Raw genomic sequence first — 25637 nt, forward strand, 5'->3', positions numbered from 1 at the left:
TGCATGGCAGCCCGGCTTCACGCCGGGCCGCAGCGATCATCGCGCAGCCTGACTTACATATTGCGGCGGTACTGCCCGCCCACCTCAAACAACGCGTGCGTGATCTGCCCGAGCGAGCAGACACGCACGACGTCCATCAGCACCGCGAATACGTTTTCATCGTCGATCACCGCGCGCTTCAGGCGTTCGAGCGCGGCAGGCGCCACGTCGCGATGCCGCGCCTGGAAAGCGCGCAGACGTTGCAACTGGCTCTGTTTTTCATCGTCGGTGGAACGGGCTAGCGCGATCGGCTGCGGCGCCTCGTGCGGATGCGCGCTCAAAAACGTATTCACGCCGACGATCGGATACGAGCCATCATGCTTGCGATGCTCATACAACATCGACTCGTCCTGAATGCGCCCGCGCTGATAGCCGGTTTCCATCGCGCCGAGCACGCCGCCGCGTTCGGTGAGCCGGTCGAATTCGGCGAGCACCGCCTCCTCCACCAGATCGGTCAGTTCCTCGATCACGAAGCTGCCCTGATTCGGATTCTGATTCTTCGCGAGCCCCCATTCACGGTTGATGATCAACTGGATCGCCACCGCGCGGCGCACCGAATCCTCGGTGGGCGTGGTGATCGCTTCGTCGAAGGCATTCGTGTGCAGCGAGTTGCAGTTGTCGTAGATCGCGATCAGCGCTTGCAACGTGGTGCGGATATCGTTGAAGTCGATCTCCTGCGCATGCAGGCTGCGGCCCGAGGTCTGCACGTGGTACTTGAGCTTCTGGCTGCGTTCGTTCGCGCCGTAGCGCTCGCGCATGGCAACGGCCCAGATGCGCCGCGCGACGCGGCCCAGCACCGTGTACTCCGGGTCCATGCCGTTGGAAAAGAAGAACGACAGATTCGGCGCGAAATCGTCGATCGACATGCCGCGGGCGAGATAGGCCTCGACATAGGTGAAGCCGTTCGCGAGCGTGTAGGCGAGTTGCGAGATCGGGTTCGCGCCGGCTTCGGCGATGTGATAGCCGGAGATCGACACCGAATAGAAATTGCGCACGCCGTGCTCGACGAAATATGCCTGGATATCGCCCATCACTTTCAGGCTGAATTCGGTCGAGAAGATGCAGGTGTTCTGGCCTTGGTCTTCCTTCAGAATGTCGGCCTGCACGGTGCCGCGCACGTTTTCCAGCGCCGTGCGGCGCGTCGCGGCGAGTTCGTCGTCCGTTAGCGCGCGGCCTTGTTGCTGCGTCATGCGCTCTATCTGTTGATCGATCGCCACGTTGAAGAACATCGCGAGGATGGTTGGCGCGGGGCCGTTGATCGTCATCGAAACCGAGGTTTCCGGCGCGCAGAGGTCGAAGCCGTCGTAGAGCGTTTTCATGTCGTCGAGCGTCGCCACCGAGACGCCCGAATTGCCCACCTTGCCGTAGATGTCGGGGCGCTCGTCCGGTTCTTCGCCGTAGAGCGTGACCGAATCGAAGGCGGTCGACAGACGCTTGGCCGGCATGCCTTCCGAGAGCAGCTTGAAGCGGCGGTTGGTGCGTTGCGGATCGCCTTCGCCGGCGAACATCCGCGTCGGGTCTTCGTTTTCGCGGCGGAATGGGAACACGCCCGCGGTGAAGGGAAAGTAGCCGGGCAGATTGTCGAGCATCAGCCAGCGCAGAATCTCGCCGTGATCGACGAACTTCGGCAGGGACACTTTGCGGACTTCCGAGCCGGACAGCGTGGTGACGGCAAGCGCGGTGCGGATTTCGCGATCGCGGATTCGGACGATGTGTTCGGCGCCCGAGTAGGCAGCGACGGTTTGCGGCCAGGTGTCGAGGAGCATGCGTTCACGTTCGCCGAGGGAGGCGGTGCGTTGGGCGACCAGAGTATCGAGTTGCGAGAGATTCTGGTTGACGGTAGCGGCGGGTGTGGTCGTTTCAGGGTTTGCGGTCGAGGCTGAGTTCGCCGTCGCGTTTGTGCCTGAACCGGCGTTTGCACTTACGGCGCAACCTGAGCTTGCAACTGCAACTGCACCCGCACCCGCACCCGCCTCAGCAAGCATCCGACGCGCCTCCACAAGTTGCCAGCGCTCGCGCGCCACGCGCGCTTGCGCGTCGGCTCGCTCGCGGTAAGCGTGGACTGTCTGCGCGATATCCGCCAGATAGCGCACGCGCGCCGGCGGCACGATGGCGTTACGGCCAGTGGAAGAACGCAGGCCGTCGGGCGCGGCTAAACGGCCACCACCTGTACGCAAGCCGTGCTTGCGCAGCGCATCGGCAATGTGCTGATAAAGCGCGGTCACGCCGTCGTCGTTAAAGCGAGAGGCGATCGTGCCGAATACCGGCATCGCTTCGGGCGGCTTCGCGAAGTCGCCGCGATTGCGCTGTACCTGCTTGGCGACGTCGCGCAACGCGTCCTGCGCGCCTTTGCGATCGAACTTGTTGATCGCGACGAACCCGGCGAAGTCGAGCATGTCGATCTTCTCCAACTGGCTCGCGGCGCCGAACTCCGGCGTCATCACATACAGCGATTCGTCGACGAACGGCACGATGGCCGCATTGCCCTGGCCGATGCCGGACGTTTCCACGACGATCAGATCGAAGCCCGCCGTCTTGCACAGCATCAGCGCGTCAGGCAGCGAGTCGGAGATTTCGCTCGACGCTTCGCGCGTCGCCATCGAGCGCATGTACACGCGCGCGCCGCCGCCCCAGTCGCCGATGGCGTTCATGCGGATGCGGTCGCCCAGCAACGCCCCGCCGGATTTGCGGCGCGACGGGTCGATGGCGAGCACGGCGATGGTGAGGGCGTCGCCGTAGTCGAGGCGAAAGCGGCGGATCAGTTCGTCGGTGAGCGAGGATTTGCCGGCACCGCCGGTTCCGGTGATGCCGAGGATGGGGATAGTCGCTGTCTTTGCCTGGGCGGACAGCTTGTCTCGTGCGGCCGCATCGATGACACCCGCTTCGAATGCGCTGATGAGTTGCGCGAGGCGGCGGAAGGTGGGGGATGCCGGGTCGGCCGCGTTGGCCGTGTCGGCAATGCTGGGCGCGTTGACGAGGTCGGCGGCGCTGGCGCGCGCACCTTCGGCGCAGCGCGCGATCATATCGTCGATCATGCCTTGCAGACCGAGCCGCTGCCCGTCCTGCGGCGAATAGATCTTCTCGACGCCACAACGCTCGAGTGCTGCAATTTCCTCAGGGACGATCACCCCGCCGCCGCCGCCGAACACCTTGATGCGCTCGCCGCCGCGCGTTCGCAGCAAGTCGACCAGATAGCGGAAGTATTCGTTGTGGCCGCCCTGGTAGCTGGACACGGCGACGCCGTCGGCGTCCTCATGCAGCGCGGCGGTGGCGACTTCATCGACGGAACGGTTGTGGCCGAGGTGAATCACCTCGACGCCACTCGCCTGCAGAATGCGCCGCATGATATTGATCGACGCGTCGTGGCCGTCGAACAAGGCAGCCGCCGTGACAAAGCGCAGGCGCCGACCCGCGGGCAGCTTGTGGCTGCCGGCGCGCTGCGGCGTGGACAGATCGGTCATGTCTCCCCCAGATCGTTCGCGTATGGGTGCTGGCAACCAGTATAGCGAAACGGGTCGGGGTGCCTCGGTGGCCTGGGCGGCCTAGCGCACCGCCAACGCCTTGATCTGTTCGAGCGACGGCCATAGCGACTCGCTCGCGAACCGCTCGGCAAGAAAGTCGACAAACGAACGCACCTTGGCCGACAGATGCCGGCGGCTCGCGTAGACCACGTGGATGGGCAGCTCGCGCGGCGGCACGTCGTCCACAAGCAACGGCACGAGGCGCCCCGCGGCCAGATCGTCGCCGATCACTTCGGTGCCGAGCATCGCGATGCCCGCGCCTTGCAGCACGATCACGCGTTGCGCTTCCAGATGATTGACGATCAGATTGCCCGTCAGACGCACGCGCGGCGAACTCTCACCGGTCGCGGGCGCGATTTCGAGTGCCGAGACGCCCGCGTATTGGAGATAGTTGTGGCGCGCCAGATCGGCAACGGTCTTCGGCGTGCCGTGCCGCTTCAAATAAGCCGGCGACGCACACAGCACGAGGTGCGCGGTCGCGATCTGCCGCGCGATCAATGAAGAAGACTTCAGCCCGCTCGGCGAAGCGCGGATCGCGACATCGAAACCCTCGTCGATCAGTTCGACGACGCGGTCCGACAAGGTCATATCGACGGTGACCTGCGGATACTGCGCGGCGTAGTCGGCCACTGCGGCCATCACGTGGCTCAGGCCGAACGCCGACAGCGAGGACACCCGCAAGCGCCCCTGCGGCACGACGCTCGCCGCGCCGACCGCCTGCTCGGCCTCTTCGAGTTCGCTGAGCACCTGGCTCAGACGTTCGTAATACTCACGGCCCGCCTCGGTCGGTGCAACCCGCCGCGTGGTGCGATTCAGGAGACGCGCGCCGAGTTGCTGTTCAAGGTGCATCACGTGCTTGCTCGCCATGGCCGCCGACATCTCCATCCGTTCGGCGGCGCCGACAAAGCTGCCGACTTCGACCACATGGCGGAACACTTTCATGCTGACGAGGGTATCCATCTCAATCGCTCGCTGTGGGAATCAATCGACGTCATTTTGCCGGGTTTATCAAAGGCTGGTCGGCAAAACGGTTGCTGAGCGACGAATACGGAGGCGCAGAAGCAAAAAACCCGCCTTCCGAAGAAGACGGGCCTGGAGATCAAGCTGATGCGGCCGCCGCGGGAAGCGCGCAAGCAGGCGTCGCGCGGCCCGGCCGGGACGCTTAGAACTTCGCGCGCAGGCCGACCCCGTAGGTGTTGCCGCTCGACATGCTGGAGATATGGTCGTACATGTAGGCTGCGTAGACGTCCGTGCGCTTGGACAGCGGATAGTCGTAGCCGACCGAAGCCGTCTGACGGGTCTGGTCGAAGCCGCCGCCGTCGCGCGAGTAGGCGTACGACGCCATCACCGAGCCCGGGCCGAACGGCACGGTTGCGCCGCCTTGCGCCGTGTTCACGTGCCAGCTCGTGACCTGCTGGTCGTTGTACGTGTACATGTACTGGCCGAAGAACTTCACGAACTTCAGGTCGTACGACACGCCGACTTGCGCGACGCTCTGGCTCTTCAGGCCGGGCACGCCCGACGTGCTGAAGCTGCCGAGGTCGCCCGGCACGTTGTTGAAGTTCACGTACTGATACACCGCCGTCGCCGCGAACGGGCCGTGGAAGTACAGCACCTGGCCGCTCCACTTCTTCGCGCCGTTCTCGGTCGTGTTGCCGAGCGCGTACATGGCCGTCGCGCTCAAACCGTTGAAGTTCGGCGACGAGTACGACACCGCATTGCTCCAGCCCGAATCGCCCGTCGCGCCCTGATCCGTCGAGTAGGTCGGGAACGTGCCGAGACCCAGGTACGTGTGCCAGATCATCGGCGAGAACTGGTACGAGTCGATGAACGGGTTGAACAGAATCGTCGACACGAACAGCGGCGTGGTCAGACGGCCTGCTGTCACCGTGCCGTAGGGCGACTCGATACCGACGTACGCGTTACGCGAGAACATCGTGTCGCCCGTGAAGCGGCCGTACTGGCCGTTTTGCGCCAGGAAGAACCCTTCCAGCGCGAAGATCGCCTTGTAGCCGTTGCCCAGATCCTCGGCCCCTTTCAAGCCCCAGTACGAAGTCGACATGCCGCCGCCCGAGACCTGCACCGCAGTCTTGCCCCCCGGGAATTTCTGCGCGCCGACCCATTCGTCGACCTGACCGTAGAGCTGCACGCTCGATTGCGCAAAAGCAGACGATGCACTGGCCAGCAAAGCGGCACACGCGGTTGCCTTGAGGGTGGTCTTCAGCGCACTGCTGATGCTTGTTTTCATGGGTTCTCCTGTCTTTGTCAAAAGGGGTGTGGCTGTGCGAAAGGGGGAGCTCGCGCGAACCATTGTTGTTGTCCGTTCGATCATCGAGCCAATCTGGGCGGGACCATCTTTGCGGACCATTTTTATGAACAAAAATATCGCTGGTTATTGCGGGTATATCGGTCTGATTAGTTTTGTCGCTTATCGGCCTGATAAAGCCTTGGCCGACCGCGCGCTCGCCGTGCCGCCGCAAGTTTTGCCGCGACGCGCAAAGCGTTACTCACATTGCGACCGACGGGTGGACAACGCTTCAGATGACACGCGGATGACGCACCGCCGCAGAAACGACCAAATTTGACGATGGGAGAGGGTCTGCTGCCGAGTGTTTTCAAAAAAGTGTGGTGTCGAAACGTCACATTGCCGGCGGCCTTTAGGGACGACGGAAAAGCGGGAGGCCGCTGTCAAGCGGTTTGAAAGGCCCGAGCAGTGATCCTGCGGAATGCAGCGATGAGAATTTGGCAGGACGAAATGGCAGAGAAGCCGTGCACCGGTTCGAGATGAGGCACACGTGAGTGCGAAGTCAGACGCGAGAGCCGCCGACGCTCGAGTAATGTCGGCGCGGTATGGGGAAGTCAGCGAAGAGAAACAGAGGAGTGCGCAGGTCGTCTACGCGGCAGACACTGGTTGCTCACGCAACAGACTGCGCCGCCGCGCTCGCAGCACGATTCCTAATTGCGGTACGGCGAGCCTTCCGGTTGCCGCGGGTCGTCCGACTGGCGTTGTATGGCGCGCGACGAACCGCGTTCCTCGTTGTAGCGGGCAACGTCGGCGCGAATCGAGCCGGCGCGAACCGGCGCGTTGGCCGGCGGCCGAGGCACTCCCCGCGACTCGGCGCTCACAGGCGTGATGGCGCCGGCGTACTGCATCCCACCGCGGCCGTCGCCCGCATAAGCGGCTGGTCCGGCGACACGGCGCACGTCCGGCTTGTAGACGCCAAAACCGTCGCCGTAATTGCCGCCCGCGAAGTTCGCTCCGCCACGCGGCAGACGCGCATTGCGTTCGACCATCGTATTGCGGCCCGATACTGCCGCGGCGCTGCCGTAGTAGCGGCCACCGTTATGCATATCGCTGCGCACGGCGTGATTCGCTGCGGCATGCGAGTAGCCGCCACCGCCGCCGTGCGGCATGCCTGGCGCTTTTGCATAGGCGAACGAGCACAGCGCAGCGATGACCGCGCCCAACGCCCAGTGCCTCGTTCTCGACAACCCGTCCACCCAGTGACTCACATGCCCGAAGACTTGCCTGAAGCCCACCGTTCGAGCTGCGATGGACTTGTTTTGGGACTGGCACGAGCGCTGCGACGACATCGCGGCGCGAGTCATCCCGACGGCCTTTGAACCGTAATTTATGGGTGCCGGCAAAGGGTGTCGAGCCAAAAAGTGTTAGGCCCCGGACGCGGATGTAACACCTTGTTACTGCGACGTTTTTCTACGACAGAGCCCTTGCGTGAAAGCCTTGGAACCGCTTGCTTTCAAGGACTTGGCGAGACGTTTTATGTGGTCTTGCGTATGACGAATCGAACCCGGATTTTCATCGCGATTGTCAAAACTGCATGGACCAAACAGATCACGTCGCCAATACTCAAACCTTGGGTCGCCGCGCAGTCCGAAATTTCCGGAATGCACAGCGCTCATTAATCGATTCGGCAAATGAATTTGCATATTTAATCGAAAATCAACAACAATAGCCGTTTCCCATAGCTTGGGACGGTGCCTTCATGCGCGCGTCCCGCGCGTTTTTTCCGCGTTACCGAATCGAGATTCCGACATGGCTCGCCCAAAACTGCTTCCGGACAACTTCACCTTGTGCCTCGTGGGCACCGTGATCCTTGCCAGCTTGCTGCCAGTTCATGGGCAGGCCGCCGTCGGCTTCAACTGGGTGACAAACGTGGCGGTCGGCCTGCTGTTTTTCCTGCATGGCGCCAAGCTCTCACGCGAAGCGATCATTGCGGGCGCGACGCACTGGCGACTGCATCTCGTGGTACTGCTCAGCACGTTCGCGCTCTTTCCGCTGCTCGGCCTCGCGCTTAAACCGCTCCTTTCGCCACTTGTCACGCCGGCGCTCTATGCGGGGGTCCTCTTCCTCTGCACGCTGCCGTCGACGGTCCAGTCGTCGATCGCGTTCACGTCTATTGCCAAAGGCAACGTGCCGGCTGCCGTGTGCAGCGCGTCGGCCTCGAGCCTGCTCGGCATCTTCATCACGCCCGCACTCGTCAGCTTCGTCGTCACCAATCAGGCGGCCGGCGGCGGCGCGTCGCCGTGGCATACCGTGGGCAACATCGTGCTGCAGTTGCTGGTGCCGTTCGTGGCCGGCCAGTTGCTGCGCCCGTTGATCGGCAAGTGGATCGAGCGCAATCGTGGCGTGCTGAAGTTCGTCGACCAGGGCTCGATCCTGCTGGTGGTGTACGGCGCGTTCAGCGAGGCCGTCAACGAGGGCTTGTGGCATCAGATTCCCCTTTCCGCGCTCGGCGGCCTGCTGCTGGTTTGCGTCGTGCTGCTCGCGCTGGCCCTGACCGTGACGATATTCGTCAGCAAGCGGCTCGGTTTTAGCCGCGCGGACCAGATCACCATCATTTTCTGCGGCTCGAAGAAAAGCCTCGCCGCCGGCGTGCCGATGGCCAAGGTGATTTTCGCCTCGCATGCGGTGGGCGCCGTAGTCTTGCCGCTGATGCTGTTCCACCAGATCCAGTTGATGGTGTGCGCCGCGCTCGCGCAGCGCTGGGGGGCGCGCGACACCAGCGGCGAGACCCACGCCGGCTCGCGCGAGCGGACCGCCGCCGCCGTCGCGCGCCGTTGAATACGCGCGCAATGCAAACAGGACATTCATAAGCGCCCTCCCTGAGCGTCATTTGAAGAAAGCCGCCTCGCGCGGCTTTTTTGTTATTTCACGCGCAAACGCCGCCGCTGTCGCCTCGGCCGGATGGCATAGGCCAATTCCTGGCAATGCCGGCCCGGCCGTCAGAAGATCTCGACTGACAAAACAACCGCACCATCACAGTGCAACGCTTCACCAAAGATTCACTTAATTTCAACCAGGCCGCGCCGATAAGGCGAAGGTCGATCGCTACGCCTACCTGTCATGCAACCTCGCTCGCCCTCCCGATCCGCCGCGCCGCGCGTCGAGGAATTGATCGCCCGGCGTAATCTGTCCGCCGTGTTCCAGCCGATCGTCGATTTCGAAGACGGCGCGATCCTCGGCTACGAAGGTCTGATCCGCGGCCCGGCCGGCACCCCGCTCGAAGCGCCGTTTGCCCTGTTTTCGCAAGCGCTCGCCGAGGGCTGCACGTTCGAGCTCGAACGCGCCGCCGCGCGCACCTGCATCGAAGCGTTCGCGCAGCTCGACTTCGACGGCAAGCTGTTTCTGAATTTCAGCGCGGGCGCGATGCGTCGGCTGGCCGAGGCGGGCGACGACACGCTCGCGCTCCTGCGTCATCGCGGCGTCGATCCGCAGCGGATCGTGGTCGAGCTGACCGAGCAAAGCACGATTCTGGATGTCGGCAGTTTCCTGCCGGTGATCTCGGCGCTGCGTGCCGTAGGCGCGCAATTCGCACTCGACGACTACGGCACCGCGAACGCCAGCATGAACTTGTGGGTGCGGCTGCAACCGGACGTCGTGAAGATCGACCGCTTTTTCATTCACGACATTGCCTGCGATCCGCTCAAGTTCGAAGCCGTGCGCGCGATGCAGCACTTCGCCAGCGCGAGCGGCGCGCGGCTCGTGGCCGAGGGCATCGAAAACGAAGCGGATCTGATCGTGGTGCGCGACATGGGGATCGGCTGCGGGCAGGGCTTTTTCTTCGGCCGTCCCCACGCGCAGCCGGCCCGCAGCGTAACCGACGATGCCCGCGACGCGCTGCGCGCCGGCCACATCGCCGTGTTTCCCGAGACCACGCGCACGGTGAGCAGCGCGTCGCCTTCGGGCGGCATGGCGTCGGAGAAGATGCTGGTGCACGCGCCGGCGCTGCCGCGCCACGCGACCAACAACGACGTGCTCGAACTGTTCAACCGCCTGCCCGATCTGCATGCCGTCGCGGTGGTCGAACAGGACGAGCCGGTCGCGCTGATCAACCGCCGCAGCTTCATGGACCGCTACGCGCTGCCGTATCACCGCGAGCTGTTCGGCAAGCGCCCTTGCCTGCTGTTCGCCAATGCATCGCCGGTGGTCATCGAGAAATCGATGACCGTCGAGCAGATGGCCAAGCTCCTCGCGAGCGACGATCAGCGTTATCTCGCCGACGGCTTCGTCATCGCCGACAACGGCAAATACGCCGGCCTCGGTACTGGCGAGAACCTCGTGCGGGCAGTGACCGAAGTGCGCATCGAAGCCGCGCGCTACGCGAACCCGCTGACCTTCCTGCCGGGCAACATCCCGATCAGTTCGCACATTGCCCGCCTGCTCGGCAACGACGCCGGCTTCTACGCGTGCTACGTCGACCTGAACCATTTCAAGCCGTTCAACGACCAGTACGGCTACTGGCAAGGTGACGAAGTGCTGAAATTCGCCGCCGTCGTACTCGCCGACGTGTGCGACCCGACCCGCGACTTCCTCGGGCACGTAGGCGGCGACGATTTCCTGATCCTGTTCCAGAGCGACGATTGGCGCGAGCGCGTGCTGCGCGCGATCCACGTGTTCAACGGAGGCGCGCAGCGCTTTTACGCGCCGACCGATCGGCTCGCCGGCGGCATCCACGGTGAGGACCGGCGCGGCAATCCGACCTTCTTCGGTTTCGTGACGATGGCGATCGGCTGCGTGCGCGTCGAGCCCGCCGACGGCCTATCGCGCTACAACAGCGAGGAAATCGCGTCCGTCGCGGCGCTGGCCAAGCGGCGCGCGAAGCACGAGGCGAGCGGATTCGTACTGATCGAGGCGGACGAAAGCGTGGCCTTGCTGCGCGGCCAGGCGGAAGCCGCTCACGCGCCGCTGGAGTAAACGCGCGGCGTCCGAGGTCGGCATCGGACATTGTTTAGCTAATTTTACTAAACAGCATATTCCGGGCCAACTCCAACGCCTACGGGTATTTCCGGGTGTCGAGCGCGTGTTTTTCGGGCGGTGGTAGCACGGTTTTACTATACAATCGCCCGAACCCAAACACCGTGCGGCCGCCCTTGCGCGTCCGCTTGATTCGATGGCCACAACCATCCGCGACGTCGCCCGCGCGGCCAGCGTGTCGATCGGCACCGTCTCACGCGCATTGAAGAACCAGCCGGGCCTTTCCGAGGCCACCCGCGAGCGCGTCGTTCAGGCGGCGCGCAAGCTCGGCTATGACGCTGCCCAATTGCGCCCGCGCATCCGCCGCCTCACCTTTCTGCTGCATCGTCAGCACAATAATTTCGCCGTCAGCCCGTTCTTTTCGCACGTGCTGCACGGCGTGGAAGACGCCTGCCGCGAGCGCGGCATCGTGCCGTCCGTGCTGACCGCCGGTCCGACCGAAGACGTGATCCAGCAGATGCGCCTGCACGCGCCGGACGCAGTGGCGATCGCCGGTTTCGTCGAACCGGAGACGCTGACCACGCTCGTCGCGATGCAGCGCCCGCTCGTGCTGATCGACCTGTGGGCGCCCGGCATGCGCTCGGTGAATCTGGACAACGCCGCGGGCGCCACGCTCGCCATGCGGCATCTGTTCGAGCAGCAGCGCAAGCGCGTCGCGTTTATCGGCGGCTCGCTCGCGCACTTCAGCATCGCGCAGCGCGCGCTCGGCTACCGGCGCGCGTTTTTCGAGGCGGGCTTACTGTTCGACCCGTCGCTGGAAGTGACGATCGACGCCGGCCTCGACCCCGACAGCGGCGCCGCCCGCGCGATGCATCAGTTGCTCGACGCGCCGGGCCCGCGCCCGGACGCCGTGTTTGCCTACAACGACGCCGCCGCGCTCGCCGCGCTGCGCGCGTGCCTCGCGCGCGGACTGCGCGTGCCCGAGGACATCGCCATCATCGGTTTCGACGACATTCCCGCCGCCGCCCACGCCACGCCGCCACTGTCGACCATCTCGGTCGACAAGGAAGCGCTCGGCCGGCGCGGCGTCGAGCTTCTGCTGGAAGACGCACCTGCCGAACTGGAAGTCCGTTTGCCCGTCCATCTCATTGCCCGTGCCAGTACTTTGGTGAAAATGCCATGACGCAATCCGATCCGCTTCACCCCGTCAACGGCGTCGCGGCGCCGCCCGTCGAGAGCTTCCGCACGCGCGACTTTCTGCTCTCGCATGTGCAGGACACGCTGCGCTTCTATGCGCCGAACGTGCTCGACCCGAGCGGCGGCTTTTTCCATTTCTTCCGCGACGACGGTTCGGTCTACGACAAAACCACGCGGCATCTGGTAAGCAGTTGCCGCTACGTGTTCAACTACGCGATGGCGTATCGCCAGTTCGGCGACCCGCAGCATCTCGAATACACGCGCCACGGCCTGCGGTTCCTGCGCGAAGTGCATTGGGACGGCCAGCACGAAGGCTACGACTGGGAACTCGAATGGCACGACGGCAAGAAGCGCACGCTCGACGCGACGCGCCACTGCTACGGCCTCGCGTTCGTCCTGCTCGCCTATTCGCATGCGGCGATGGCCGGCATCGAGGAAGCGAAGCCGATGATCGGCGCGACCTTCGAGTTGATGGAACACCGCTTCTGGGACGCCGCCGCGGGCCTCTACGCCGACGAAGCGTCGCCCGAATGGCGAGTCAGCTCGTACCGTGGGCAGAACGCGAACATGCACACCACCGAGGCGCTGCTTGCCGCGCATGAAGCGACCGGCCATCTCGTCTATCTGGATCGCGCGGAGCGGGTGGCGTCGAATATCACGCTGCGTCAGGCGAAGCTGTCGCAGGGTCTGGTGTGGGAGCACTTTCACGCGGATTGGTCGGTCGACTGGCACTACAACGAGGAAGACAGCTCGAACATCTTCCGCCCGTGGGGCTTCCAGCCGGGGCATCAAACCGAGTGGGCGAAGCTGCTGCTGATTCTCGAGCGCTTCCGTCCGTTGCCGTGGCTGCTGCCGCGCGCCATCGAACTGTTCGACGCCGCCATGACGCACGCGTGGGACGAAGACCACGGCGGCCTCTACTACGGCTTCGGCCCCGACGGCACCGTGTGCGACCATGACAAGTATTTCTGGGTCCAGGCGGAAACCTTCGCAACGGCCGCGCTGCTCGGCAAGCGCACCGGCAACGAACGCTTCTGGGACTGGTACGACGAGATCTGGCGCTATAGCTGGGCGCATTTCGTCGATCACAAGTATGGCGCGTGGTACCGCATCCTCACGTGCGACAACCGCAAGTACAGCGACGAAAAGAGTCCGGCCGGCAAGACCGACTATCACACCATGGGCGCGTGCTACGAAGTACTGGCCCACGCGCTGCCCGACGGGGCGGCCGCTGCGCCCGAATCCGCGGAGCAAACAAAATGAGCAATCCGAGCGCGAATCACGAATTCCCCTTCTTCGTCTCAGCCGGCGACATCCTCACCGATCTCGTCCGCACCGGCGCTTCGCAATGGCTCTCGCGTCCCGGCGGCGCCGGCTGGAACGTGGCGCGCTGCGTGGCGCGGCTCGGTCTGCCGACCGCGTGCGCGGGCTCGCTGGGCGTCGATAACTTCTCCGATGAGTTGTGGAACGCGAGCGTCGCGGCCGGGCTCGACATGCGCTTCATGCAGCGCGTCGCACGCCCGCCCTTGCTGGCGATCGTCCATCAGACGCATCCGCCCGCGTACTTCTTCATGGGCGAGAACAGCGCCGATCTGGCCTTCGATCCTGCGCAACTGCCGGCGGGCTGGATGGGTCAGGTGAAGTGGGCGCACTTCGGCTGCATCAGCCTCGTGCGCCAACCCATCGGCAACACGCTTGCCACGCTCGCGGCAGAGCTGCGTTCGCAAGGCGTGAAGATCAGTTTCGATCCGAACTACCGGAATCTGATGGAGCACGGCTACGAACCCACGTTGCGGAAAATGGCCGCGCTCGCCGATCTGATCAAGGTGTCGGACGAAGACTTGCGCCTGCTGTTCAAGACCGACGACGAGGCCGGCGCACTCGCGCAGTTGCGCGCCATGAATCCGGCCGCCACGGTGCTGGTGACGCGCGGACCGGAGAGCGCCATGCTGATCGATGGCGCCATGGTGACCGAGGCGCGGCCGCCGCGCGTCGAGGTGGTCGATACGGTCGGTGCCGGCGACGCGTCGATCGGCGGCCTGCTGTTCAGTCTGATGACCGCGCCGCAGCGGGCCTGGCCGGAACACCTGGCGTTCGCGCTGGCCGCCGGCGCGGCCGCTTGCCGCCATGCCGGCGCGCATGCACCGTCGCTCGATGAGGTCGTCGCGCTACTGTAATTGTCTTGCCTTGTGCGGCGCGCATTGTCACTGGCATGAAGCGCCGCCAAGGCGGAGAACCGAACCGCCATCATCGTGCTAGGATGAAAAAACCGAAACCTTTGGAAGAAGGAGAGACGCCATGGACGACATCACCTACACCAAAGGCATCTACACAGCGACTGCCTCGATAAGAGAAACGGATAAAGACACCTGGCAGGGCGTGGTCACCCTGTCGCGCGACGAAGGCGACGCGACTGCGGATCAGGAAACCACGCTGTACGAAGTCGAAGCCACTTCGTCGACGCCGGAGGAAGCGCTCGAGGAAGCCAAAGCGCTCGCTCACCGCATCCTCGGGGAAATCGAACTTTAGGCAGAAACGGCGCCGCGTTTTTTTGCGTTCGCGTTGCGCCATCCTGAACCAATCGGCTGGAGGCGGTCATGGCTGAACAGCTCTTCCTCTACGGCGTGTATTCGATTCACGTCCGCCCACTCGAACTCAACGGCGCGCGCTGGGACGCGGAATACGAAATCCGCCATCGCGAGAAAGCCGTCAAACCGTGGACGACGGTAGGCGGCGACAACGGCTACGGCGACGAGGCCGAAGCCGTCGCGGCGGCTCATCAGCAAGCCGTCGACGATATCGAACACGGCGCAGGCATTCCCAAGCCCCGAGCCTTTCCTTGAAAGTCCGAAGCGCCTGCACGCCGTGGTGCGCAGGCGTGGTTGCATGCCTGCTTCAGTGCGCCGGGCGAGCGCAACGAGGCCGTGCCGATACGCCGTGCTGAAGCACCGTGCACGCACGGCCGACGCAGGGTAGCGGCGCTACTTTTACGCGCCCGCGGGCCACGCCGAAAATCACCTTTCGCGGACAAGGCGGCGTGCTACGCTTTGGCCGTTTTCATTTCCACGAGCCCGCGATGGCGACTGAACCGTCAGACCGTCCTTCCGGCTTCGGCGGCGCCGAAGCGCGCGCGCCCTCGCGCCGCCCGCGCGGCAGCCGCGAGATGCGTCTGGACGATCGCGTCGTCATCGCGCACGGCATGCCGACGCCGCTCTGGCAGGATCTCTACCACCGCGCCCTGGTGGTTCGCTGGCCGACGTTTTTCATCTCGCTCGCGGTTCTGTTCGTGCTGCTCAACACCACGTTCGCCACGCTCTATATGCTGGGCAATGCGCCGATCGCCAATCAGTTTCCGGCCGGTTTCGGCGGCGCATTCTTCTTTAGTGTCGAAACGCTCGCGACAGTCGGTTACGGCGACATGCATCCGCAAACCGTCTACGCGCATTGGATCGCCACGCTGGAAATTTTCGTCGGCATGTCCAGCATTGCGTTGGCGACGGGGCTGATCTTCGCGCGCTTTTCGCGCCCGCACGCGAAGATCATGTTCACCCGTTACGCGGTGATCCGGCCGCTCGATGGCCGCATGACGCTGATGGTGCGCTCCGCCAACGCGCGTCAGAACGTGATCGCCGAGGCCCGCGCCAAGCTGCGCATTCTGCGCCAGGAGACTACCGCTGAAGGTTATACGCTGCGCAAACTTTACGACCTGACGCTGGTACGCGATCAACACCCGGTGTTCAAACTGGGCTGGACGCTGATGCATATCGTCGACGAAAGCAGCCCGCTGTTCGGCGAAACCGCCGAAACGCTCAAGCGCCTCGACACCTCATTGATTCTCACGCTGGAGGGCGTCGACGAATCGACTTCGCAAACCATGCAGGCGCGCCACATGTGGTCGTGCGATCAAATCTACTGGCATCACCGTTTCGTGGACATCATGAGCGAGCGGGACGGCGTGAGCCATATCGATTACGCGCTGTTCGACGAGATCGTACCGCTCGACGATGCGCCGGTCGGCACCGTCAAGGCAGAGTCGCCGTTGCCGTAAGCCGTTCGAACCACCGCGCACCGCGCGTACGCCGCGCCGCATGGCGCGATCCGATCGATCCCACCCCGCTTCCTGAACCAACCGCAAAACGCACCAGGGCATACCCGAATCCGGCCGCGGCGTGGCAGATCCATCTCAAAACTTCATTAAAACGAGCGGGTCGTCGCGCCTATTTGACAGCGCCCGGTCAAAGTAAAAAAAATTCACTCCAATTGGCGCTAAAAAATAGAGTCTCTTTCGCTGCGCCACCTTCGTGGTCCCCACCACTGCGCGTCGATGCAAAACCGCAACTATGTTGCATGGGATCGGAGTAAGCGCTAATGCGCCCACTCCGATCGACAACGGAGACTCACCCATGACCGCTCGCCTGCCCATCGACGGCACGCCCGCACTGGCCGATTACAAGCTTTCCGACAACCTCACCGCGACGCGCGGCCGGATCTTCCTGACCGGCACGCAGGCGCTGGTGCGTCTCGTGCTCATGCAGCGCGCCGCCGACAAGGCGCGCGGCATGAACACCGCCGGTTTCATCAGCGGCTATCGCGGCTCGCCGCTCGGCATGGTCGATCAGCAGTTGTGGAAAGCGCAAAAATTGCTCACGGCGAGTGATATTCGCTTCTTGCCCGCTATCAACGAAGAACTCGGCGGCACTGCGGTGCTCGGCACGCAGCGGGTGGAATCGGACCCGGAGCGCACCGTCGAAGGCGTGTTCGCGATGTGGTACGGCAAAGGTCCGGGCGTGGACCGCGCCGGCGACGCGCTGAAGCACGGCAACGCCTACGGTTCGTCGCCTCACGGCGGCGTGCTGGTGGTGGCCGGTGACGACCATGGCTGCGTGTCGTCGTCGATGCCGCATCAGAGCGACTTCGCGATGATGGCGTGGCACATGCCGGTCGTGAATCCGTCGAACATCGCCGACATGCTCGAGTTCGGCTTGTACGGCTGGGAGTTGTCGCGCTTCTCGGGCGCGTGGGTCGGCTACAAGGCGATCTCCGAAACGGTCGAATCCGGCTCGACGGTCGACCTCGACGCCGTGCGCACCGACTGGACCATGCCGCAGGCTTTCGAAGCGCCGGCGGGCGGCCTGCACAATCGCTGGCCCGATCTGCCGAGCCTGACGATCGAATCGCGGCTGCACGCGAAACTCGACGCGGTGCGCCACTTCGCGCGCGCGAACAGCATCGACAAATGGATCGCGCCGAGCCCGCATGCGAACGTGGGGATCGTGACCTGCGGCAAGGCGCATCTGGACCTGATGGAAACGCTGCGCCGCCTCGATCTGACGGTCGCCGATCTGGAAGCGGCCGGCGTGCGCATCTACAAGGTCGGCCTGTCGTTTCCGCTGGAGATGACGCGGATCGACGCGTTCGTCTCCGGCTTGTCCGAAGTGCTGGTGATCGAGGAGAAAGGCCCGGTCATCGAACAGCAGATCAAAGATTATCTTTACAACCGCACGCAAGGCACGCGGCCGATCGTGGTCGGCAAGCATGCCGAAGACGGCACGCTGCTGCTGTCGTCGCTCGGTGAATTGCGGCCGTCGCGCATTCTGCCGGTGTTCGCCAACTGGCTCGCGAAGCACAAGCCCGCGCTCGATCGCCGCGAACGCGTGGTCGATCTGGTCGCGCCGCAAATTCTCTCGAACGCCGCGGACAGCGTGAAGCGCACGCCGTACTTCTGCTCGGGTTGTCCGCACAACACGTCGACCAAAGTGCCGGAAGGATCGATCGCGCATGCGGGCATCGGCTGTCACTTCATGGCGTCGTGGATGGAGCGCGACACGACCGGTCTCATCCAGATGGGTGGTGAAGGCGTGGACTGGGCGTCGCATTCGATGTTCACGAAAACGCGTCACGTGTTCCAGAATCTCGGCGACGGCACCTACTTTCACTCCGGCATTCTGGCGATCCGCCAGGCCGTGGCCGCGAAGGCCACCATCACGTACAAGATTCTCTATAACGACGCCGTCGCGATGACGGGCGGCCAGCCGGTGGACGGCAGCATCTCGGTGCCGCAGATCGCGCGTCAGGTGGAAGCCGAAGGCGTGTCGCGCTTCGTCGTGGTCAGCGACGAGCCGGAGAAATACGACGGCCATCACGACCAGTTCCCGAAGGGCACCACCTTTCACCATCGCAGCGAGATGGACACCGTACAGCGCCAATTGCGCGACACCGACGGCGTCACCGTGCTGATCTACGACCAGACTTGTGCGGCGGAAAAACGCCGGCGCCGGAAAAAAGGCGAATTCCCCGATCCGGACAAGCGTCTTTTTATCAACGAGGAAGTGTGCGAAGGTTGTGGCGATTGTGGTGTGCAGTCGAATTGCCTGTCGGTGGAACCGGTTGAAACGGCGTTGGGCCGCAAACGCCGTATCGATCAATCGTCGTGCAACAAAGACTACTCGTGCGTGAATGGCTTCTGCCCGAGCTTCGTCACGGTGGAAGGCGGCAAGCTGAAGAAGGCCGCGGGCGCCGCCTTCGATCCGCAAGCGCTGGCCACGCGCGTGGACGCGTTGCCGATTCCCGCCACGCATCTCGACGCCGCGCCGTACGACATCCTGGTGACGGGCGTAGGCGGCACCGGCGTCGTGACGGTCGGCGCGTTGATCAGCATGGCGGCGCATCTGGAAGGCAAGAGCGCGTCGGTGCTCGACTTCATGGGCTTCGCGCAAAAGGGCGGCTCGGTGCTGTCGTTCGTGCGCTTCGCCGCGCGCGACGAGTGGCTCAATCAGGTCCGCATCGACACGCAACAAGCCGACGTGCTGCTCGCCTGCGATATGGTGGTCGGCGCGAGTGCCGACGCGCTGCAAACGGTGCGTCATGGCCGCACGCGCATCGTCGTGAACACGCACGCGATTCCGAACGCAACGTTCGTATCCAATCCGGACGCGACGCTGCACGCCGACGCATTGATCGACAAGATGCGTCACGCGGCAGGCCCGGAGCGCATGTCGACGTGCGACGCCCAGGCACTCGCCACGCGGTTTCTCGGCGACACCATCGGCGCGAACATTCTGATGCTCGGTTATGCCTGGCAACTCGGTCTCGTGCCCGTCTCGTTCGGCGCGATGATGCGCGCGATCGAATTGAACAACGTCGCGGTGCAGATGAATCAGCTGGCGTTTTCGATCGGCCGCCTCGCCGCCGAAGATCCGGCCGCACTCGAAGCGTTGTGGCAAGCGCGGCATCTGGCGAAGCAAAGCGTGCGCGTCGATACGCTCGACGAACTGATCGCCTATCGCGAAGGACGTCTGCAGACCTACGGGGGCGCGAGCTATGTGAAGCGTTATCGCGCGCTGGTCGATGCGGCACGCCGCGCGGAAACCGCGGTGGACGCGAAGAGCGAGCGCGTAACGCGCGCAGTGGCGACCACGTTCTATCGGTTGCTCGCGGTGAAGGACGAATACGAAGTCGCGCGTCTGCATACGGATGCCGCATTCCGCGAAGCACTGGAAGCGCAATTCGAAGGCGTGGCCGGCAAGGACTTCGGCATCAAGTTCAATCTCGCGCCGCCGACGCTCACGCGTCCACAACCCGGCAAAAATCCGACCAAGAAAACCTTCGGTCAATGGATGTGGCCGGTGCTCGGCACGCTGGCGAAATTCAGCAGTCTGCGCGGCACGATGCTCGACCCGTTCGGCCGCACGCTCGAACGCAAGATGGAACGCGAACTCGCAGGCGATTACGAAACCACGTTGCAACGTGCGCTCGCGAAGCTCGATGCCGGCAATCTGGAAGACGTGGCGAAGCTCGCCGACCTGCACGCTCGTGTGCGCGGTTATGGTCACGTGAAACTCGCGAATCTGGCGGGCGTGAAGCGTGGTGAGCGCGACCTGGCAGCACGTTTGCAGATCGAAGCGGCGACGGGTGAGTCGGTGCGCAAATCGCTGGAAGAGGTGAAGGGCGCGGGACAGTTGCGCGGGATTCCGGTGGTCGTGGCGAAGTAGTTTTTCCTGGCACCGTAAACGCAGATAAAAGAATGCCGCTTCGAGAGCAATCTCGAAGCGGCATTTTTCTTTGCTTCGTCGGTACGATTATCTGGTCATGGGTTCAGCAGTGCGCTGACCTTCGCAACCTTTTGCGGATCGACCGGCGCGAGACTGTTGCTGTCCACGCGAACGCCCGAACCAAAATGCACCGCTTCAACTTGTGTCCTGCTCACAAAACCAGCGATGGCATCGACCGTCAAACCCGCGCCGGCAAGCACCGTACAGCGGGAACCGTCCGCTTGCCGCACCAGTTCGCGGATCGTCGTTTCCGCGTTTAGTACCGAAGGCTGCCCGCCCGAAGTCAACACATTCGTCACCGCCTCGAAACCGAGCAGCACGTCCAATGACCGGCGCAAATCTCGCGCTTCATCAAACGCACGATGGAAGGTGACAGCCAGTCCATCCGCCGCATCGATCGCTCGCGCGAGACCTTCGCGATCGATCTCGCCCGCGGCGTTCAGCATTCCGATCACGACACCATTCGCGCCCGCCGCCTTGACCGCCCGCACGTCGCGCAGCATCACCGCATAGTCGTCGGCGTCATACACGAACGAACGGCTATGCGGGCGCACGATCACGTTCACGGGAATCTCGACCGCCGCCACCACCGCTTCGATCAGGCCGAGGCTCGGCGTCAGGCCGCCCTCGCCCATCGCGGTGACAAGTTCGAGACGGTCAGCGCCGGCTTGCGCGGCCAGGCGCGCGTCGGCAACGGTTATGGCAATGACTTCGAGAAGGACGGACATAAGCGCGGCTGAGTGTCGTTGAAAACTCGTTGAAAACGACATGATCTCTCAAGAATGCACCGGGCCGCCCAGGTATTCCGCCCGAAGGAAATCCCATCGGGGAAACTGGCGCGCAGCGACAGGTAGGGAGCACTCAATAACGCTCTTCGTCCACCCAGTCGATATCGCCGCACAGCACGCAGGTCTGCTCGCCGACGCGCGTCGCCACCGAAAGCGTCACGCACGGCAACGCCTCGTTGATCGACAGATACGGGCGCGTCACATGCACGCGCTCCGGCGCATTGATCGCATCGCGGAAATACGGACGACGCAGCCAGTTCGCGCCTTGCGCATCGGCGAGCGGCAGAAAGCGCGTTTCATGCGCCGCGCGATCGGCGCGCAGCACGACGTTGCGGCCTGCCTGCTTGCCCTTCGCGTCGAGCAGGAAACAGCGCGCGGCATGGTCGAGCGCGAGAAAATTCCAGCACACTTCCTCCAGCGGTTCGCCGGCCGCGAGCCGTTCCGCCGTCCGCTCGAAAGCGCGCAGGTACGGCGCGAGGCGGCTTGCATTGCGGCGCTCGCGCGCGTCGGCCTGATCGCGATAGCGCTCGGTAAGCTCGCTGATGCATGTGGTCGCGTGCAGCGCGTCGGCCGCGCCCGGGTTCGGACGGCCGAAGAAAAAGCCCTGCACGAAGTCCGCGTTGCAGGCGAGCGCCATCTGCGCCTCGTGCTCGGTTTCCACGCCTTCGACCAGCACCAGCTTGCCCGCTTCATGCAGCAGCGCCACGAGGCCCGGCAGAATCGTCGCCATGTCGGCGCGATGGGCGGCGTGCGACAGCATGATGCGGTCGAGCTTGACGATGTCGGGATTCAATTGCCAGATCCGTTCGACGTTCGAGTGCCCCGCGCCGAAATCGTCGAGTGCGATCAGGAAGCCGCGTTCGCGGAACTGGCGCACGGCATCGGCGAGACGTTCCAGGTCTTCGGCGCGATGCTCGAGCACTTCGAGCACGATGCGCCGCGGCGGCAGATCGAGCCGCTTCAGTGTGGCCAGCAAGGCGGCGGCGAGATACGGATCGGTGAGCGCGCCGGGATGCACGTTCAGGAACAGCCATTCGCGCTCCGCGCCGAGCACCTTGAAATTCTCCAGGTGCAGTGTCTGGGCCAGCCGGTCGACCTGCAGCACGTCACCGAGGCGCGCGGCCTCACCGAATACGTCGAGCGGCGATACTGGCCGGTCGAGCCCGTCGTGCGCGCGCAGCAGCCCTTCATAACCTACCGCCCGCATATGCGACAGGCTGAAAATCGGTTGAAACACGCTGCTTAGCGTGAGTTCGCCATGCTGCACCGTGAAACGTTCGAGCCCCGACGTCATCTCGACATCGAAGCCATGTGGCGCGCTGGCCGTCCTTTCCTGTTGCGCAATCGTCATGCAGTCCTCTCACGCGAAAGCCGGGCCGGTCCGAACGCGGAAGCGAACAACCTCGGCGCCGTCTCTCAAATGTGCGTCATCGATATACCTTAAGCAAGCTCCATGCGCACGCTGACGCACATTTCAATGAAATTTGTCCGAAAAGATTGCACCCGTGTAAGGGAGCATGCGCCGCGCGTGGGCGTGGCGCGCACCGTTAAGGTGCGTCGCTTCGTCAAAATCTCCCGCGGCGGCTGATAGCGCTGAATGCTGACCTCGGCGGGGCGTAACGCGTCATCGGGCTAAACTTCGGCCTTACGCTTCGTCAGCATCGCGTGGCCGCATCGTCGAAGATCACCGAAGCAACACCGTTATATCCCCAGAAATAGACCGATGGACATTGTCTTTACCGTATTGATTCTTTTGCTGGCCGTCGCCGCGTCGGGCGTCGTCATCCGCATCCTGCCGATCGCCTTGCCGCTGCCGCTCGTGCAGATCGTGATCGGCGCGTTGCTCGCGTGGCCGAGGCTCGGGCTGCACGTCACCTTCGATCCGGACATTTTCATGATGCTGTTCATTCCGCCGCTGCTGTTCGCGGACGGCTGGCGCATTCCCAAACGCGAGTTCTTCATGGCGCGCCGGGCGATCCTGATGCTCGCGCTCGGCCTCGTCTTCATGACCGTGCTCGCGGTCGGCTACTTCGTGCATGCGCTGGTGCCGTCGATCTCGCTGCCGGTTGCGTTCGCGCTGGCCGCAGTGTTGTCGCCGACGGATGCGGTGGCGCTGTCCGGCATCGCCGGCAAGGGCAAGATTCCGGGGCGGCTCATGCATATCCTCGAAGGCGAGGCGTTGATGAACGACGCGTCGGGGCTGGTTGCATTGAAGTTCGCGATTGCCGCGGCGCTGACCGGTGTGTTTTCACTGCGCGACGCGTCGATCAGTTTCGTGATCATCGCGGTGGGCGGCCTCGCGACGGGCGCGGCGGTGAGCTGGCTGTTCGGCTTTGTGTCGGCGCATTTTCTGAACCTCACCGAAGAAGGCGACCCGGCGCCTGGCGTCGTGATGACTCTGCTGATTCCATTCGCCGCTTATCTGGTCGCCGAGCACTTCGAGTTGTCGGGCATTCTGGCCGCGGTCGCCGCCGGCATGATGATGAATTACGCGCCCATAGTGACTGCGGGGCCAGCGTCATCGCGAGTGCGCGCCAGCAGTACGTGGACGATGATCGAGTTCGTCTTCAACGGTATGGTGTTCATTCTGCTGGGGTTGCAGTTTCCGCACATTCTCGGCCGGGCATTGCTCGACGCGCACGAGACCAGTGATGCGCAGGTCTGGCGGCTGATCGGCTACATCGCCGCAGTAGCGACGGCCCTCTATGCGATGCGCTTCGTGTGGGTGTGGCTGCTGCGCTGGTTCGCGAGCCGCAGCGCCACGAAGCAAGGCGTGGCGAATGCGGTGCCGGGCTTGCGCACGGTCGCGGTGACGACGGTGGCCGGCGTGCGCGGTGCCGTGACGCTCGCAGGCGTGCTTTCGTTGCCGGAGGTGTTGCCCAGCGGCGTCCCGTTGCCGGGCCGCGATCTGGCGATTTTCATCGCATCCGGCGTGATTCTGCTTTCGCTGCTGGTGGCGGTGGTGGCGCTGCCGCTGCTACTGAGCGGCTGGCGCCGTGGCAAGGATCCGCATGCCGCCGAAGAGGCGCTCGCTCGGACGATGGCCGCGCAAGCCGCGATTCGCGCTATCGACGACTTGCACGACACCGAGTGCGCGAATCTGGAAGAGTCAGCCTCAGCATATGCGGCGGATGTCACCGCGCGGGTGATGGATCTCTATCGACGCCGCCTCGCCACGCTCGATGAAGAACAGGAGCCGCGTGAGTTGGCGCGCCGCGCCGATGCGCTGGAGTTCAGGATGAAGCTCGCGGCCATGAGAGCCGAGCGCAAGACGCTGCTGGCGCTGCGCAGCACTCAGGCGATCAACGACGAGACGTTGAACAAGCTGATGCGCGAAGTGGATTTGTCGGAGACTGCGCTGACGGCGCGAAGGAAATAACGCGCGCACGCGCTGCGTAGTTGCGAAGGCGGCGAGGGCTCTTTCTTCGATCGAAACCACGCGCGAAAAAAAAGCCTGTGCCGCCGGAGAACCTGCGGCGACTCGCCGTTCAGCACGAGACAAAAATCACGCCACCGGACCTTGCGCCGGCTTTCTTCTCAGAAGAGCGTAGAGAATGATTGCGCCGAACGTCGCGGTGCCGATACCACCCAGACCGAAGCCGCCGAGCTTCAACGAGAAATCACCGGCGCCGAGCACGAGCGTGACCGCGGCCACGATCAGATTCCGGTTGTCCGAGAAGTCCACCTTGTTGACGACCCAGATGCGCGCGCCGGTCACGGCGATCAGCCCGAACACGACGATCGACACGCCGCCCAGCACCGGTCCCGGAATGGTCTGGATCACCGCGCCGAACTTCGGTGAAAAACCCAGCACCAGCGCGATCAGCGCGGCGATGACGAAGACCAGCGTCGAATAAATCTTGGTGACGGCCATCACGCCAATGTTCTCGGCATACGTCGTGACACCGGTGCCGCCGGCGAAGCCGGACACGATCGTCGCGAGTCCGTCGCCGAGAAACGCACGGCCGACGTAGCGGTCCAGATTCTGGCCCGTCATCGCGCTCACCGCCTTGATATGCCCGAGGTTCTCAGCCACCAGAATCACCGCGATCGGCGCGAGCAGGGTCATGGCCTGCATGTTGAACACCGGCGCCGTGAAGTGCGGCATACCGAACCACGCGGCGTTCGCGACTACGGCGAAATCGATCGGCTTGCCCATGCCGAGACCGTTCGTGACGATCGCGTAAATCACATACGCCATCAGCAGGCCGACCAGAATCAGCAGACGCTGCAGCATGCCGCGCGCGAACACCGCGACCGCGCCCACGCATAGCACGGTGACCAGCGCCATCCACGAATCGAAGTTGCTGCCGCTCACGCCATGCACCGCGATCGGCGCCAGATTCAATCCGATCACGCAGACGATCGCGCCCGTCACTACGGGCGGCATCAGCGTCTCGATCCATTTGGTGCCGACCGCCGACACGATCAGCCCGACGAGGGCGTACACCACGCCGCACGCGATGATCCCGCCCAGCGCCACCGGAATGTTCAGGTTCGGACCGTGGCCGCCGTAACCCGTCACCGCGATCACGAGACCGATGAACGCGAAGCTGGAGCCGAGATAGCTCGGCACGCGGCCGCCCACCAGCACGAAGAACAACAGCGTGCCGATGCCCGACATGAAGATGCACAGGTTCGGATCGAAGCCCATCAGCAACGGCGCGAGCACCGTCGAGCCGAACATCGCGACGACGTGTTGCACGCCCATCGCGAACATCTGCGGCCACGCGAGCCGCTCGTCGGTGCCGACGACGCGGCCTTCGGCAGCCGTGGACTGGGCACGCCAGCGTGGGAAGTAGGAATCGGCCATGGCGGGGGTTCT

19 protein-coding genes are annotated in these 25637 nt (G+C 63.9%); 12 read left to right on the forward strand and 7 right to left on the reverse strand.

Going from position 1 to position 25637, the window contains the following annotated elements:
• Positions 1-53 precede the first annotated feature (53 nt).
• From RI103_RS18110 to RI103_RS18120, 3 genes are all read right to left on the reverse strand, one after another.
• On the reverse strand, positions 54-3500 hold the full coding sequence (locus RI103_RS18110) for a methylmalonyl-CoA mutase family protein (RefSeq protein ID WP_310813280.1): 3447 nt from the start codon (positions 3498-3500) through the stop codon (positions 54-56).
• 81 nt (positions 3501-3581) lie between these two features.
• Positions 3582-4520 (reverse strand): LysR family transcriptional regulator, encoded by a 939-nt coding sequence (locus RI103_RS18115; RefSeq protein ID WP_310813281.1) that lies wholly within the window; start codon positions 4518-4520, stop codon positions 3582-3584.
• A 202-nt stretch (positions 4521-4722) separates the two neighbouring features.
• Positions 4723-5808 carry a porin gene (locus RI103_RS18120; protein WP_310813282.1) on the reverse strand — a complete coding sequence of 362 codons (1086 nt, stop codon included), beginning with the start codon at positions 5806-5808 and terminating at the stop codon, positions 4723-4725.
• Between the two features lie 124 nt (positions 5809-5932).
• On the opposite strand from RI103_RS18120, the gene RI103_RS18125 reads away from it, so the two are divergent.
• Complete coding sequence (locus RI103_RS18125) at positions 5933-6145, forward strand: hypothetical protein (protein WP_310813283.1); 213 nt, start codon at positions 5933-5935, stop codon at positions 6143-6145.
• Between the two features lie 370 nt (positions 6146-6515).
• On the opposite strand, the gene RI103_RS18130 is transcribed toward RI103_RS18125, so the two are convergent.
• A complete protein-coding gene (locus RI103_RS18130) occupies positions 6516-7061 on the reverse strand; it encodes a hypothetical protein (RefSeq protein ID WP_310815270.1) in 546 nt (181 codons plus the stop codon).
• A 553-nt stretch (positions 7062-7614) separates the two neighbouring features.
• Between RI103_RS18130 and RI103_RS18135 the strand changes: the two genes are divergently transcribed.
• The 9 genes from RI103_RS18135 (at position 7615) to RI103_RS18175 (ending at position 19964) form a co-directional block, all read left to right on the forward strand.
• Positions 7615-8643, forward strand: coding sequence for a bile acid:sodium symporter family protein (locus RI103_RS18135; protein ID WP_310813284.1), 1029 nt, complete (start codon positions 7615-7617; stop codon positions 8641-8643).
• A 282-nt stretch (positions 8644-8925) separates the two neighbouring features.
• A complete protein-coding gene (locus RI103_RS18140) occupies positions 8926-10776 on the forward strand; it encodes a phosphodiesterase (RefSeq protein ID WP_310813285.1) in 1851 nt (616 codons plus the stop codon).
• A gap of 196 nt (positions 10777-10972) precedes the next feature.
• On the forward strand, positions 10973-11959 hold the full coding sequence (locus RI103_RS18145) for a LacI family DNA-binding transcriptional regulator (protein ID WP_310813286.1): 987 nt from the start codon (positions 10973-10975) through the stop codon (positions 11957-11959).
• Entirely contained in the window at positions 11956-13236 is a 1281-nt protein-coding gene (locus RI103_RS18150; RefSeq protein WP_310813287.1) for an AGE family epimerase/isomerase, read from the forward strand. The genes RI103_RS18145 and RI103_RS18150 overlap by 4 nt, the downstream gene beginning before the upstream one ends.
• Positions 13233-14150, forward strand: a complete 918-nt coding sequence (locus tag RI103_RS18155) for a carbohydrate kinase (protein WP_310813288.1) — start codon at positions 13233-13235, stop codon at positions 14148-14150. Before RI103_RS18150 ends, RI103_RS18155 begins: the two co-directional genes overlap by 4 nt.
• Before the next feature lie 121 nt (positions 14151-14271).
• Positions 14272-14502 carry a hypothetical protein gene (locus tag RI103_RS18160; RefSeq protein ID WP_310813289.1) on the forward strand — a complete coding sequence of 77 codons (231 nt, stop codon included), beginning with the start codon at positions 14272-14274 and terminating at the stop codon, positions 14500-14502.
• 68 nt (positions 14503-14570) lie between these two features.
• The gene (locus RI103_RS18165) at positions 14571-14816 is read left to right on the forward strand and encodes a hypothetical protein (protein ID WP_310813290.1); all 246 of its coding nucleotides are present in this window, start codon (positions 14571-14573) and stop codon (positions 14814-14816) included.
• A gap of 233 nt (positions 14817-15049) precedes the next feature.
• Positions 15050-16021 (forward strand): ion channel, encoded by a 972-nt coding sequence (locus RI103_RS18170; RefSeq protein ID WP_310813291.1) that lies wholly within the window; start codon positions 15050-15052, stop codon positions 16019-16021.
• 355 nt (positions 16022-16376) lie between these two features.
• Positions 16377-19964 carry an indolepyruvate ferredoxin oxidoreductase family protein gene (locus tag RI103_RS18175; RefSeq protein WP_310813292.1) on the forward strand — a complete coding sequence of 1196 codons (3588 nt, stop codon included), beginning with the start codon at positions 16377-16379 and terminating at the stop codon, positions 19962-19964.
• 95 nt (positions 19965-20059) lie between these two features.
• On the opposite strand, the gene RI103_RS18180 is transcribed toward RI103_RS18175, so the two are convergent.
• Together RI103_RS18180 and RI103_RS18185 are read right to left on the reverse strand one after the other, a co-directional pair.
• Positions 20060-20752, reverse strand: coding sequence for a copper homeostasis protein CutC (locus RI103_RS18180; RefSeq protein ID WP_310813293.1), 693 nt, complete (start codon positions 20750-20752; stop codon positions 20060-20062).
• A 133-nt stretch (positions 20753-20885) separates the two neighbouring features.
• Positions 20886-22163, reverse strand: coding sequence for an EAL domain-containing protein (locus RI103_RS18185; RefSeq protein WP_310813294.1), 1278 nt, complete (start codon positions 22161-22163; stop codon positions 20886-20888).
• Between the two features lie 102 nt (positions 22164-22265).
• Here RI103_RS18185 and RI103_RS18190 point away from each other — a divergent pair, with 102 nt between their 5' ends.
• Complete coding sequence (locus RI103_RS18190) at positions 22266-22400, forward strand: hypothetical protein (protein WP_310813295.1); 135 nt, start codon at positions 22266-22268, stop codon at positions 22398-22400.
• Between the two features lie 135 nt (positions 22401-22535).
• Positions 22536-24191 carry a Na+/H+ antiporter gene (locus RI103_RS18195; RefSeq protein ID WP_310813296.1) on the forward strand — a complete coding sequence of 552 codons (1656 nt, stop codon included), beginning with the start codon at positions 22536-22538 and terminating at the stop codon, positions 24189-24191.
• Positions 24192-24317: 126 nt separating this feature from the next.
• On the opposite strand, the gene RI103_RS18200 is transcribed toward RI103_RS18195, so the two are convergent.
• Entirely contained in the window at positions 24318-25625 is a 1308-nt protein-coding gene (locus RI103_RS18200; protein WP_310813297.1) for a solute carrier family 23 protein, read from the reverse strand.
• Positions 25626-25637 lie beyond the last annotated feature (12 nt).

Origin of the sequence: Paraburkholderia sp. FT54 (assembly GCF_031585635.1) — a bacterium.
GTDB lineage: Bacteria > Pseudomonadota > Gammaproteobacteria > Burkholderiales > Burkholderiaceae > Paraburkholderia.

Bases quoted from the DNA above. Each gene is read 5' to 3' on its own strand.
- RI103_RS18200 (WP_310813297.1), bottom strand. From the start codon at position 25,625: ATGGCCGATTCCTACTTCCCACGCTGGCGTGCCCAGTCCACGGCTGCC.
- RI103_RS18190 (WP_310813295.1), top strand. From the start codon at position 22,266: ATGCGCACGCTGACGCACATTTCAATGAAATTTGTCCGAAAAGATTGC.
- RI103_RS18185 (WP_310813294.1), bottom strand. From the start codon at position 22,163: ATGACGATTGCGCAACAGGAAAGGACGGCCAGCGCGCCACATGGCTTC.
- RI103_RS18145 (WP_310813286.1), top strand. From the start codon at position 10,973: ATGGCCACAACCATCCGCGACGTCGCCCGCGCGGCCAGCGTGTCGATC.
- RI103_RS18120 (WP_310813282.1), bottom strand. From the start codon at position 5,808: ATGAAAACAAGCATCAGCAGTGCGCTGAAGACCACCCTCAAGGCAACC.
- RI103_RS18175 (WP_310813292.1), top strand. From the start codon at position 16,377: ATGACCGCTCGCCTGCCCATCGACGGCACGCCCGCACTGGCCGATTAC.
- RI103_RS18160 (WP_310813289.1), top strand. From the start codon at position 14,272: ATGGACGACATCACCTACACCAAAGGCATCTACACAGCGACTGCCTCG.
- RI103_RS18125 (WP_310813283.1), top strand. From the start codon at position 5,933: ATGAACAAAAATATCGCTGGTTATTGCGGGTATATCGGTCTGATTAGT.
- RI103_RS18150 (WP_310813287.1), top strand. From the start codon at position 11,956: ATGACGCAATCCGATCCGCTTCACCCCGTCAACGGCGTCGCGGCGCCG.
- RI103_RS18135 (WP_310813284.1), top strand. From the start codon at position 7,615: ATGGCTCGCCCAAAACTGCTTCCGGACAACTTCACCTTGTGCCTCGTG.
- RI103_RS18165 (WP_310813290.1), top strand. From the start codon at position 14,571: ATGGCTGAACAGCTCTTCCTCTACGGCGTGTATTCGATTCACGTCCGC.
- RI103_RS18140 (WP_310813285.1), top strand. From the start codon at position 8,926: ATGCAACCTCGCTCGCCCTCCCGATCCGCCGCGCCGCGCGTCGAGGAA.
- RI103_RS18155 (WP_310813288.1), top strand. From the start codon at position 13,233: ATGAGCAATCCGAGCGCGAATCACGAATTCCCCTTCTTCGTCTCAGCC.
- RI103_RS18170 (WP_310813291.1), top strand. From the start codon at position 15,050: ATGGCGACTGAACCGTCAGACCGTCCTTCCGGCTTCGGCGGCGCCGAA.
- RI103_RS18115 (WP_310813281.1), bottom strand. From the start codon at position 4,520: ATGGATACCCTCGTCAGCATGAAAGTGTTCCGCCATGTGGTCGAAGTC.
- RI103_RS18195 (WP_310813296.1), top strand. From the start codon at position 22,536: ATGGACATTGTCTTTACCGTATTGATTCTTTTGCTGGCCGTCGCCGCG.
- RI103_RS18180 (WP_310813293.1), bottom strand. From the start codon at position 20,752: ATGTCCGTCCTTCTCGAAGTCATTGCCATAACCGTTGCCGACGCGCGC.
- RI103_RS18110 (WP_310813280.1), bottom strand. From the start codon at position 3,500: ATGACCGATCTGTCCACGCCGCAGCGCGCCGGCAGCCACAAGCTGCCC.